Consider the following 12,066-nt stretch of genomic DNA (forward strand, 5'->3'; position numbering starts at 1 on the left):
TGATGAACATGAATGAGGAACGGTTTAAGGCATTGCGAGCAGATATCCGAAACGGGCTGGACGTAACGTCTTCGGTAAAGGATACCGATCTGGTTCGGCATATTGAAAATCGAATTTTACACGATGTAGAGCTGGCGGGCTTAACTTCCCGTGAGAAGCACGCACTTGTCCGCAAGATTTTTAACTCTTTCCGTGGGCTAGATGTACTCCAGCCATTGATTGACGACCCGACCGTACGGAAATTATGATCAACAGTCACCGGGAAATCTTTGTGGAGCGGGCTGGTGAGGTGATGCAGGTACCCGATCAATTTGAGTCCCGCGAGCGACTGGAGGATTTAATCCAGACGATTGTAGCCGGGGTGAACCGAATTGTGAATGAGGCTTCCCCCATTGTGGATGCCCGGTTAAAGGATGGGTCACGCGTAAATATTGTGCTGCCTCCAGTTGCTCTCAAGGGTCCGACGATGACAATACGGAAGTTTCCCGAGCGTCCTATGACGATGGATGACTTGATACAAATGGGTGCGCTGGATGCAGAAACCGCTGCTATGCTCAAGGACTTGGTACGTAGCAAGTACAACATTTTTATCAGCGGGGGAACGGGTTCTGGTAAAACAACTTTTCTGAATGCATTATCCCAGTTTATCCCGTCGTCTGAACGGATTATTACTATTGAAGACTCAGCAGAGCTACAAATTGTGACGGTCCCTAATCTGGTTTCCATGGAAACAAGGAATGCGAACACCGAGGGAAAGGGAGAAATCACGATTCGTGATCTGATTCGTTCCTCCCTGCGTATGCGGCCTAATCGCATTGTGGTGGGTGAGGTCCGGGGAAGTGAGGCGCTGGATATGCTGCAAGCCATGAATACTGGCCATGATGGAAGTTTGTCAACTGGGCATGCGAATAATATCCGCGATATGGTCAGCCGGCTGGAAACGATGGTGCTCGCAGGGGCAGAGCTTCCGCTTGGAGTAGTACGGCAGCAGATCAGCTCGGCCATTGATATATTCGTTCATCTGTCACGGATGCGCGACAAATCCAGACGAGTGCTGGAAATTAGCGAAGTGATTGGTTTTGAAAATGGTGAGGTGACGCTTAATCCTCTTTATCGTTTTCAGGAACGAGGAGAGAGTAAGGGGCGAATCGTGGGAGGTCTGGAAAGTTGTGGCGAGGGTCTGCAACATACTTTGAAGCTGCAAATGGCTGGGATCAATCCGGAAAGCTGGCACAGGGGAGGAGTATCAGCGTGAAGTCAGGAAAAACGACTGCCAAGCAAGTATCACGTGAGGTCCCTTCTCTGCCAGATTATACGATATATACATTATCGACAGTACAAAAAAGTCTGTGCATATTGTTTAGTGGCGTGCTGTTTGCGATGATCGGCTATCTATTTTATCACCAATGGATATTATCATTGCTGTGCGCTGCCGGGGCTGTGGTGACGCCTCGTTATTTTAGGCAATTTTTGCTGCAACGACGCAGATCTGCTCTAAGCATCCAATTCAAGCAGGCTTTATATTCACTCTCATCTTCTCTTTCAGCGGGAAGGTCGGTGGAGAATGGTTTTCGTGAGGCTGTAGAGGATTTGAGATTGCTTAGTCCAGATGGAGATCACGACCTGATTTTTGAATTTAACATCATTACCGCCTGTCTCGAAATCGGACAGCCTGTAGAGGCTGCTTTGCAGGATTTGGCCCGTCGGGCGCAGATGGAGGACATTACGAATTTTGCGGACGTATTTGCGGCTTGCAAACGAACCGGAGGTGATCTGGTGGAAGTCGTACGACGAGCTTCAAATGTCATTGGTGAGAAGTTGGAAATTCAGCAGGAGATCGGTGTAATGATTGCGCAGAAACGTTTTGAATCGAGGGTTATGTTTGCGGCCCCTTTTTTGTTTGTATTGTTTATGACGATGACGGCGGGTGATTACATGATGCCCTTATACAGCGGTACAGGTATGATTTTATCAACCTTTTGTTTATTGGTGCTTGGTGGGTGTCTTGTGTGGATCAACCACATTATGAAGATTGAAGTGTAAGGAGAGATGGGTGTGGTGATGTTGGTTTGTCTGGTCATGCTGGTTCTGCAAGTGGGAGGTTGGGTGGTGCTGAACCAGATGCATAGTGCTAAGTATGCGCATTTTCGCCATATGAAGCTGGAGGGACTGCGGCTGCAAAGACTTTCAGTCCCATTTGTACACATGATTCATGCTTCACGTGCTACTCACCGGCTGCCTTTGCTGATGTTCAAGCTCCAGCGTTCGGTGCAGAAGCTGTATGGTATGCGCAACAGCGGAGAAAAAACGATGCTTTTTCTGGCAGAAATGTTGGGTTACGGATATATGATGGCTGCTGGTGGAGCTTTAATATCGCTTATGCTGGGCGGGGATGCGACTGGGCTGGTGCTCGGATTGGGACTTGGTATTCTGGTACCCATCGCGCTGATCAAGGATTTGCATGGGAAAGTACAGAAGCGGGATCAGCAAATTTTAATGGAACTGCCTGAACTGTTGAGTAAAATGATGCTTTTAGTAGGTGCAGGTGAGACGGTACAACGGGCATTGCTACATTGCGTGGAACGTAAAGGGGAGGATACGGAACATCCGTTGTATCGAGAACTGAGGCAGACGGTGGCGGAATGGGAAAGTGGTTTTTCCTTTCAACAGGCATTTGAGCACCTGAGCAAACGTTGTGGTATTCAGGAAATGACGGTATTTACGACGACAGTTTTGTTGAATATGAGGCGCGGCGGGAGCGATTTCGTGATGGCTTTACGTGAGTTATCCCAGACGTTATGGGGCAAGCGGACTTCAATTAGCCGCACAAGGGGGGAGCAGGCTTCATCTAAGCTAGTATTCCCGATGGCGCTGATTTTGCTAACGGTAATTGTGCTGGTGGGCGCTCCGGCTTTAATGATGATGAATATGTAGGAGGAATACAACGATGATGACATTAGTAACAGGCAGTATTCGTAAATTGTACAAGGATGAGGATGGCCTGGGTACGTTAGAAATGATCCTGATCATTGCCATTCTGATTGCGGTGGCAATTATTTTCAAGGATCAGATCAAGAAAATTGTAGAAGGGCTTTTGAAAAAGGCGGATAAGAAAAGTAACGATTTTATGGATTCATAATGCTGCGCAAATTGGCACAAAAAGAGGACGGGAGCTTCTCCTTGGAAGCTTCCCTCGTCTTTCCCATTCTACTGCTGGTCATTTTTGTGATGTTATTTTTTTGCCTGTACATATATCAAAAATCTATATTGGTGCAGGTCGCTGCTACTGCTTCGGAAAGGGCCGCTTACAGTTGGGATAACAGCTTCAAGGACCCGCGTACGGGAGCATTTACACAAGGGCAACGGGATTCTCTCTATTGGCGCTTGAAGGATGATGTTATGCTGGGAGCCCTGTTTGGCTGGACCGGAGCCAACAATCAGGAAAGTGTACAGGTGCCGGGCGGAAATGGGGGAGGCTCGTTACCTGCTCAAAAGCTGTCCAATGCAGAAAATAATATGCCTGCGGGCATGCAGGGGCAGATGACATATGAGAACAGTATGATTCACCGTAAGGTGACCACAAAGTTAAATAAGATAGTGAAGGTACCTTTGCTGAATCAGTTTTTAGATCAGACAGATTTGCAAGGGGAAATGAGTTCTGGCGTGGTCGAACCTGTAGAATGGATTCGTACGGTGGAGTTGGTCCGTTATTATGGTGCGAAGTTTATGGGCAGAGGATCAGGTGAAAAGGTAGATTCGGCAGTTGTAGGGAAAGTATTGATGCAATATGGTCAAAACGGTCAGTGAGAAGTAAGTAATGGGAATGTAACTAGAAAGGAGGAAGCGGGTGTTTGATAAGGGACACAATACAAAGGACGGGGAATCAGGTGCTGTCACGGTCTTTTTAATTCTGATTTTGGCGGTCATGTTCGGTTTTATTGCTGTATTTATTGATTACGCGAGAATTGCTGCACTGCATGTGCAGACCGAACGGCTGACCCATGCGGCGGTTCGTTCAGTGATGTCTGCTTATGATCCGACATTACAACAAGAGTACGGTTTGTTTGCTTATGGCGAAGGCGGCGGAGAACAAATTATGGTCAAAGTGCTCAATGACAGCGCGCGGCGTACGGCACGCGCAGAAACGCTACCGCTTATGAATATGAAGCTGGATTCTAGTTCCCTGCAAATGGAAAGGGAGCTTGGTAAATATGCCATATTTAACGAGCAGATCCGTGAAGAGATGAAGTATAAAGCACCTGTCGATTTTACGTTTGAAGTGCTCGAAAAGCTAAAGCCGCTCTCTCAAAATATGAAAGAGGCTTCTCATACGGTAGATTTGCTGAAACGGCTGCAAAAGCTGTACGACAGACGAGAGGCCAAACTAGATGACATGCTGGAGAAGCAGCGTAAGGCAGGAGCTTATATGGAAGAGGTACGTAAGCGGATTATTAAACAGAGGGGCACCTATATGCCCAATCAGTATATATGGGACCCGCTTGAGGTTGTAGCCGATATTGCCGCTCAATATAAGCATTACGTACATGTATATGAAGACAATAAGAAGAGTGTGGATGACGTTAAAATCATGCAGATGGAAAAATATGCACGTAGAGCGAGGGCAGCGCTTGATCGCCTGCGTCAGATCATGGCTCAGGCTGGAGAAGAACATGATAAGCTGCTTCTGGAAGCCAAGGAACCGTTAAATGAGGCCCGGCAGATTAATGAAGAGATGCGCAAAGTCATTGCCCAGTATAAGCAGAGGGCGGCCAATGCAGGCTACGATGAGGTTTCAGCAGCGCCTACTCCAAGCGGAGCAGGCTCCAGCGCAGATCCGTCGGTAGGAAGCGCACGGCAAAAAGCAGAGGATTTGTTGATTCCAGACAAGGAATTTGAGCAATGGGAAGCAGAAATTGAAAAGCAACGGACTTCTATAAATACTGCTAACAATAGAATAACGAGTATGATGCGCACATTATCTTTTTATACAGATCCATTTTTGAATGCAGACATGCTCAAGCAAGAAGTCGCTTCAACGCTCAAAGAGATAGATAAATACTTGAGTGCGTATGCTTGGACGGGACCTGCGAATGTACTCGACGGTGAAGCCAAAATGATGGATACGCGACGTGGACCGGACAAAGAACGCAAGAAAATGGAAAAAGAGGCGAAAAACAAGCTCAAACAAGCCTATCGGATCATTGAGGTTCTTTCCAAAGGTAAACAAAGTGCAGAACAATTCAGAAATCTGGAGCGGTATTACAATGAAAGTATTTCGTTTAACCAGTCTACATCCAGTCCAGCTGTATCCGCTGATTTGTCCTATGACACCTATGATGCAGCGGGAGCTTCCATGGATAGTATGGATGGTCTATACAGGTCGGCATCCAATTTACTGACTCAACTGGGAGACGAGTTTTACCAGAATGAATACGCGCTTTCTTACTTCCATCATGTGGATTTTAGCCGTTTTGGCAGTTTGGCCGGATCGGGTGGAAATGTGGGGAATGCTGCACAGATTTTGGGAGATCAGCTGGAGGTGAATAATCAGGAAGTTGAGTACATCCTGTATGGGTTCCATAATCCGACGGGTAATCTGGCATCCGCCTATGGAGAAATTTTTGCTATGAGACTTGCCATTCGAACAATGGAGGGATTGGTTAAAAACAGCTCAAAAGGTAATCCGCTGGTCGTTTTGGCGGCAGCTTTGTTATATGGAGTAGAAAAAGCGATAGAAGATATGATTATGCTGGCACAAAAGGGGGACGTGCCATTGTCTGATTTTCTGAAATTTCGAATGACATACAAAGATCATTTGCGATTGTTCCTGATGCTCCATAGCAATAATGAACGAAAAATGTCCCGTATGCTTGCTCTGATCCGCCTGAATACAGATGTCAATCCTGCTGAGCGGCAAACGTATGCAACGGGTGAGGTCAAAAATGGGATGAGGCTGTGGTTTCTACCTGGGGTAATGAAGATGCTCGGGACCGCCTCAAAAGAAGGAGAGAGCATTAAGGGTAGTGTGTACTATGTCACGAAAACAGCGCATTTTTCCTATTAATCAGTATCTACGGCAGGTTAGTGGGCAGGAGCGGCGTGAACAAGGAAGTATTGTTTTAGAAGCGTCACTCGTGTTGCCAATGTTTCTGTTTTTTATTATTTTTCTCATTTATATGGTTCAGATGACGCTGGTATCCACAGCCTTGCAGACCACCGCTTCAGAAGTGGTTAAGCAGGTTTCGACTAAAATCTACCCAGTTTCTCTAGCCGTGGAGGCGGCGTCCGCGAAAATAGATGCAGTCCGTGAACCGCTGGATGAATTGCCCAAGTTATCTGTGAGTGAATATGCAAGCCAATTCGCTGCCCAGTTGCCACCTCCAATGGGTGATTGGGTAGAGAGCGCTGTTCAGGGCGGTCAAAAGCCGATGGAGGAGCTGCGGGGGCGATTTACGGAAGCTGCACTTGACCCTGTTCTGAAGCCGATGCTAAAGCCTTTTATGGAGGAAAACATTCTGGAGTATGACCGTATTCATATAACGAGCGTACATGTACCTGCTCTTACAGGAACTAAGGACCCTTATTTTAGAGTAGAGCTGTCGTATGAACTGCCGATGAAGGTCCCCTTTCTGTATCGTAGCATTGTGCTTCAGGCGGCGGCAGAGGAACGTCTTTGGATTGGCGACACAGGGGAAGGAGCAGGTACAGGAAATGCGACAGGAGATAAGGATGCGCAGCATTCCATACAGTTGCTCGTCAAGCCTGAACCTGCTGTGAAAGGTGTGTACAATTTGATCAAGGCCAAGGTTGAGCCTGGGACGACTGCTAACCTTTCTGTACTTTATAAGTCGGGTGAGAGCACAGCTCAGCACTTGGGCTGGACCTCTGCCAATGCGGACGGGATTATTGAATGGAACTGGTTTGTGGGAACGAATACAACACCCGGTCAATGGAGCTTTGTGATTGAAACGGAGGACGGTCAACGTATAGAAGTTCCGTTTACCGTGGAAAAGCCAGCTGATGGATAGATAGGATCGACTCGACATAGACGGACAGGAATAACTACGATGGAAAATGATTTGGTAGTCTGCTAGTTCTATTTTTTAAAGGGGGAAGATCGCATTGACGTGGATGTATATTGTATGCGGAGTACTGCTCGCGATTGCGTTAGTTACGGATTTACGTAGCATGAAAATCCCTAATAAGCTTACATTGCCCGGTATAGTGGTAGGCTTAGTGTTCAATACTCTGTTTGGAGGGTGGCACGGTTTTTTATTTGCTGTTGCTGGACTGGGTACCGGATTTGGGTTCATGCTGATTTTGTACTGGATGGGACCTGTTGGTGCAGGAGATGTAAAGCTGTTCGGCTTGATTGGAGCATGGACAGGTGCCGCTTTTGCATGGCAGTCAGCTTTATATTCGATTTTTTTTGCAGGTATTATTGGCATAGGAATTTTGCTATGGAAGAGGGAAACGATCATGAGACTGCGGCGCGTGGCTTTTAATTTAGGAGGATTTTTTCTATTTCGCAGCGGCAAAGCGCTGACCAGTGGAAATGAAGCGCACCTCAGGTTTCCTTTTATGACGGCAGTCATTCCGGGAGCGATCAGTGCTTATCTTTACTTCTTGCCATGACATGTCCGCTGGGGGAGATCATGCTACCTCACGGAGATAGGAAATTGTTAAGGAGGTCATGAATTGTTGGGTTTAAACAGGGATTTTGCCCGGAACGGCGGGACATTTATGATTCTAAACAAGGAAGACGGGCTCAAGACCGATGATTTAAATTCCGTACAGACCGGAATGATGACTGGTAATCGTATTCCCGGTCTGCTGGAACTTAGAATAAAGGAAGTCGATTTTCAGATTGAGTTACATTACGACATTTCGGGACAACGCATGCTTTCCCAGTTATGGAAAGGTGGGGGCGTGTCGACTTCTGAATTCTACCGGATTCTTTATGAAGTGGCAGATGCCCTCCATCGCAGCCCGCAATATATGTTAGATATCCGCCAGTTTATTTTGCATGAGGATTATATTTTTCTAAGTGGTTCAGGTACTAGGGAAACCGCCAGTTTAACCTATGTTCCTTTACGCAGTGTACAGTATGCAGGGCAAACAGGCAGTCAATTTAAGCAGATGGTTATTCGTTTAATGACTCGTGTGGCCCACTTTCAGGGAGAATATATACAACGTATACTGGATCTGTGTGATAGAAATGAATTTGAATTGGGATTGCTAAAGGAACTGTTATTACAAGGAATGAAGGCCGGTACAGAGAGTGCTAGCGTGCAGGGAGAAAGTATGGAGGGGCGAGCTTTTTCATCAGCCGACCCTATCATATCTGCTCATATCTCTCATGTCTCTCATACCTCTCAGGGGAACTATACTGATCGTGGCGGAACATACGGGCAAGAGCATCGGGAGACTTTGCAGGAGATTCAGGAGCTTAAACGGATCAATCGGCTCAAACCGTCCATGAAACCAGAGGAGAATTCTGAGCTAGTAACAGAAAACGAGGTAGAAGATGTGGAGCTTGGATTGCAAAAATATAAAACGTACATTGCTCTTGGATGTCTGCTCGCTTCGGCCATCGTATGGCGTTATATTTATCTGGATCATCCAGAGACGGTACCGTTGATCATTTCCGTGGTGCTGACCTTGGTACTTGCCGCCGTTGCTTATATAAGCTGGACGGGGAAATGGGAGCGGAATAGAACTTCGTCTCATATGTACAGCGATTCAGTACCTGTATTGGATTCGGAATGGTTAGGAACTACTTCTTCCCCAGCGCAGCGGAAAAATGATCGTTATCAGGTAGATAAGCTGACCGGATTTGTAGCGGGACAGCATCATCAAGACAAGCGATCTTCCGATTTGAGTGATCAAGGGCAGGAGAGCTGGAGATGGACTTTTCCAAACTCAGAATCTAAAAGCGTGGGAGACCGAGTTACGGAAGACAGGGAGAAAACTTCAGCAAATTATGACTTACACGAGCCATCGTGGAAAGGTGCGGAGCGGGGAAATGAATTGGAAGCCAATGATACCAGTGAGGCTTATTATAAGTCTCTCTCCGGGGTAACGGAGCTGCTAAATGCTGCATCTAAGCAGGAAACGATGCTGCTTCGTCCAGATCAAGAGATACAGATTTCACCTGTTCAGCAATCACCGATTGCTTGCCTGGATCGCAAGCCACCAGGTAGTGGAGGGACCGAGCGCATCCGGTTACAGCCAGACCATTTCGTTGCAGGCAGCTTTATCATCGGAAGAGACCCGCAACTGGTCCAGTTTGTAGAGCATACGGATGGAGCCTCCCGTTCTCATATTGAGCTTTGTATAGTTACAGGAGAACATAGCCACATTGTTAAGGATTTATCCTCGACGAACGGAACTGTTCTGAATGGAGAGCCTATGGTGCCTTATAAGGAGTACACAATGAAGGATGGAGACACTTTTAAAATCGCCGGGGTATCTTATACTTATCGGTTGGACTCTTTTAAATCCTCCAATGCATCATAAATAAAGGTTATATGGATATATGTCAAGAAGAGGCCTGTTATGTTCAGGGCTTCTTTCTTTGTAATAGGGGGCTATTGATAGGAATAAAATGAGCATCTTAAAAACTTGCAGTCTGCTTGAGAGATTGTGTCGGACTAAAAAAGAACTCTAAGCTGGCAGTGACACTACCTACCAGCCTGGAGTTCCTCTTTTTAGATTCAATGCTGTTTTTGGGAAGAATGGAGTTCCTCCAGAGCGTCCTTAAGTGAAGGATAGTTAAACTTAAATCCGTGCTCCAGCGCTTTGCGCGGTAGTACCTTTTGACCATCCAATATAAGCGTGCTCATCTCACCAACTAGCTTTGAAACGAGAATGCTGGGCACGGGAAACCAGTGCGGACGGTGATATACCGTAGCTACTGTCCTCCCAAACTGGTCGTTCGTCAAGGGATGTGGTGATGAAGCATTCACTGCCCCGACGATTTCCGTCGTATGGATGCAGTACGTGATCAGACGAACGATATCTTCAATATGAATCCAGCTCATCCATTGATGACCACTGCCTATTTTGCCGCCGAATCCGAAGCTATAAGGCATCTTCATGAGGGGGAATGCCCCTTTTTTTCTGTCCAGCACAAGGCTAATGCGTAACTTGATTAAACGGGCATCAGAAGGGTAGGCATTAGCGGCTTCCTCCCATTGCTCTACCACCTGAGACAGAAAATCTTCCGAACAGCGAGGGCTCGTTTCATCGAATTTTTCGGTCAGGGAAGTACCATAGGCGGCAACAGCCGAAGCCTGAATGATAACTTTCGGCTTTTTTTGTAGAGCATTCAATGCTTGAGCCAACCGTGCAACAGATAGCAGTCGTGATTGAAGAATTCTTTGTTTAGACTTATCCGTCCAGCGCTGATTCAGCGTTTCGCCTGCTAAATTAACGACCGCATCGGTGCCTTCCAGTACTTCAGGCTTTTGTTTTAATTCGTTCCAACTCATATATTGCAAACGGGGGCTCGCTTCGTGTCCTACCAGTGGCTTGCGGGTAACGACTTTCACGGTGTATCCGTCGTCTAGTAAGCTTTTGACCAGTGCACTCCCCACCAATCCAGTTCCTCCACATACGATGATGTTCATGGAGCAGCTCTCCTTCCGATTCACAAAAAAAATACATCTGTTATAGAATATAACCCTTTTCGAGAGAAAAACTTCATATGAATGTACCTTTATACGGTTAAGGATGTCAATCCATGATTTTATTTACCCTCGTTTGACTAACATATATTCGGATGTGTACTTTATCTACGTCTTCCCTTAATAGAGCCATTTAAGAAAGCTGCCATAAAAGCTATGTTGTTTGATTTCAATAATCACGTTAAAATGATTAAATTAAAATAAGACAAGCATAACAGGATAAGGGGATGAATCAGGATCATGCTGAAAATTGGTTCTCATGTGTCCTTCTCGGACAAGGGTCTGCTCAGCGCTACAAAAGAAGCGTCTTCTTACGGGTCCAGCTCCTTTATGATATACACGGGAGCACCGCAAAACACGCGCCGTAAGCCGATGGAGTCCATGTATTTGGAGGAAGGCAAGCAGTTAATGGCTGAGAAGGGAATGGAAGATATCGTGGTGCATGCCCCGTATATCATCAACCTTGGCTCTTACAAAGAAAATACCTATGAGCTTGCGGTCAGCTTTCTTCAGGAGGAAATTCGACGCACACACGCGATTGGTGTGAAAAATATCGTGCTACATCCAGGCGCTTTTACCGATAAGGATGCAGAATACGGAATTGGGCGTATTGCTGATGGTTTGAACGAGGTACTAAACGGTGTGAAGGAGACAGATGTTAACATTGCGCTTGAAACGATGGCAGGCAAAGGAACGGAAATGGGTCGTAGCTTTGAGGAGATTGCCTCCATTATAGATAAAGTAGAGCATAACGAGCGTCTTACAGTTTGTATGGACACCTGTCACATTCACGATGCGGGTTATGATATCGTAAATGATCTGGACGGTGTATTAGAGCAATTCGACCGCATTGTCGGCTTGAATCGCATCGCAGTTGTTCACATTAATGACAGTAAAAATCCAGTTGGCGCTCATAAAGACCGACATACTCCGATCGGATCAGGCTGGATTGGCTATCAGACGATTCATAATGTGGTGCATCATGAAGCACTTCAAGGACGTCCGTTTATTTTGGAGACGCCATGGATTGGGAAGGAAGCCAAAACTCAGCGTCCGATGTATGAGGTTGAAATTGCCCTGCTTCGAGGAAATGTAAAGGAGCGCTTTGGGGATGAGTTTTTGGGTCAGGTAGAGCAATTGCATTCGTTTTTCAAAAAACAGGATGTGGATGTCCGTAAATTTGTGCTGGACACCTGGACTCTGCTGAAAAATGATGCCAAAGCAAGAAAAGCCGATCCACGTGAGCCGTTGGAGCGTTTGTATGACATGATAACGGAAGCAGCACTATTTCCAGATTTGAGCGAAGAACACATTAATCAACGGTTGATTGCCTGGTTTGCCGGCAGTCATTTGCCAGTGACGGTATAAGCTAAGGGGG

10 protein-coding genes and 1 pseudogene are annotated in these 12,066 nt (G+C 46.4%); 10 read left to right on the forward strand and 1 reads right to left on the reverse strand.

Annotated elements, in window-relative coordinates; translation table 11 throughout:
• Positions 1 to 8 precede the first annotated feature (8 nt).
• The 9 genes and pseudogenes from NLX74_RS00255 to NLX74_RS00295 all read left to right on the forward strand — a co-directional run bounded on the left by NLX74_RS00255 (position 9) and on the right by NLX74_RS00295 (position 9,519).
• Positions 9 to 1,255, forward strand: a pseudogene (locus NLX74_RS00255) (TadA family conjugal transfer-associated ATPase).
• Positions 1,252 to 2,043, forward strand: coding sequence for a type II secretion system F family protein (locus tag NLX74_RS00260; protein ID WP_254327637.1), 792 nt, complete (start codon positions 1,252 to 1,254; stop codon positions 2,041 to 2,043). Before NLX74_RS00255 ends, NLX74_RS00260 begins: the two are co-directional and overlap by 4 nt.
• Positions 2,044 to 2,049: 6 nt before the next feature.
• The gene (locus NLX74_RS00265; RefSeq protein WP_254327638.1) at positions 2,050 to 2,934 is read left to right on the forward strand and encodes a type II secretion system F family protein; all 885 of its coding nucleotides are present in this window, start codon (positions 2,050 to 2,052) and stop codon (positions 2,932 to 2,934) included.
• 13 nt (positions 2,935 to 2,947) lie between these two features.
• Positions 2,948 to 3,139 carry a Flp1 family type IVb pilin gene (locus tag NLX74_RS00270; protein ID WP_013309278.1) on the forward strand — a complete coding sequence of 64 codons (192 nt, stop codon included), beginning with the start codon at positions 2,948 to 2,950 and terminating at the stop codon, positions 3,137 to 3,139.
• Complete coding sequence (locus NLX74_RS00275; RefSeq protein ID WP_165176294.1) at positions 3,139 to 3,807, forward strand: TadE family protein; 669 nt, start codon at positions 3,139 to 3,141, stop codon at positions 3,805 to 3,807. Before NLX74_RS00270 ends, NLX74_RS00275 begins: the two co-directional genes overlap by 1 nt.
• A 40-nt stretch (positions 3,808 to 3,847) precedes the next feature.
• Positions 3,848 to 6,064: a DUF5702 domain-containing protein gene (locus NLX74_RS00280; protein WP_254327639.1), complete on the forward strand. Its 2,217-nt coding sequence runs from the start codon at positions 3,848 to 3,850 to the stop codon at positions 6,062 to 6,064.
• On the forward strand, positions 6,033 to 7,028 hold the full coding sequence (locus NLX74_RS00285) for a TadE/TadG family type IV pilus assembly protein (protein ID WP_254327640.1): 996 nt from the start codon (positions 6,033 to 6,035) through the stop codon (positions 7,026 to 7,028). Before NLX74_RS00280 ends, NLX74_RS00285 begins: the two co-directional genes overlap by 32 nt.
• Before the next feature lie 94 nt (positions 7,029 to 7,122).
• Complete coding sequence (locus NLX74_RS00290) at positions 7,123 to 7,635, forward strand: A24 family peptidase (RefSeq protein WP_254327641.1); 513 nt, start codon at positions 7,123 to 7,125, stop codon at positions 7,633 to 7,635.
• 63 nt (positions 7,636 to 7,698) lie between these two features.
• Entirely contained in the window at positions 7,699 to 9,519 is a 1,821-nt protein-coding gene (locus NLX74_RS00295; protein WP_254327642.1) for a DUF6382 domain-containing protein, read from the forward strand.
• 197 nt (positions 9,520 to 9,716) lie between these two features.
• Here NLX74_RS00295 and NLX74_RS00300 read toward each other — a convergent pair whose 3' ends face one another.
• A complete protein-coding gene (locus tag NLX74_RS00300; RefSeq protein WP_254327643.1) occupies positions 9,717 to 10,631 on the reverse strand; it encodes a TIGR01777 family oxidoreductase in 915 nt (304 codons plus the stop codon).
• 297 nt (positions 10,632 to 10,928) lie between these two features.
• Here NLX74_RS00300 and NLX74_RS00305 point away from each other — a divergent pair, with 297 nt between their 5' ends.
• The gene (locus tag NLX74_RS00305) at positions 10,929 to 12,056 is read left to right on the forward strand and encodes a deoxyribonuclease IV (protein ID WP_235307806.1); all 1,128 of its coding nucleotides are present in this window, start codon (positions 10,929 to 10,931) and stop codon (positions 12,054 to 12,056) included.
• Positions 12,057 to 12,066: the final 10 nt, after the last annotated feature.

The sequence above is a fragment of the Paenibacillus sp. MZ03-122A genome (genome assembly GCF_024213325.1).
GTDB classification, from domain to species: domain Bacteria; phylum Bacillota; class Bacilli; order Paenibacillales; family Paenibacillaceae; genus Paenibacillus; species Paenibacillus polymyxa_B.

Excerpts from the sequence above, each read along its gene's own strand:
- NLX74_RS00275 (WP_165176294.1), top strand. The coding sequence starts at position 3,139 with ATGCTGCGCAAATTGGCACAAAAAGAGGACGGGAGCTTCTCCTTGGAA.
- NLX74_RS00285 (WP_254327640.1), top strand. The coding sequence starts at position 6,033 with ATGTCACGAAAACAGCGCATTTTTCCTATTAATCAGTATCTACGGCAG.
- NLX74_RS00270 (WP_013309278.1), top strand. The coding sequence starts at position 2,948 with ATGATGACATTAGTAACAGGCAGTATTCGTAAATTGTACAAGGATGAG.
- NLX74_RS00265 (WP_254327638.1), top strand. The coding sequence starts at position 2,050 with ATGGGTGTGGTGATGTTGGTTTGTCTGGTCATGCTGGTTCTGCAAGTG.
- NLX74_RS00300 (WP_254327643.1), bottom strand. The coding sequence starts at position 10,631 with ATGAACATCATCGTATGTGGAGGAACTGGATTGGTGGGGAGTGCACTG.
- NLX74_RS00305 (WP_235307806.1), top strand. The coding sequence starts at position 10,929 with ATGCTGAAAATTGGTTCTCATGTGTCCTTCTCGGACAAGGGTCTGCTC.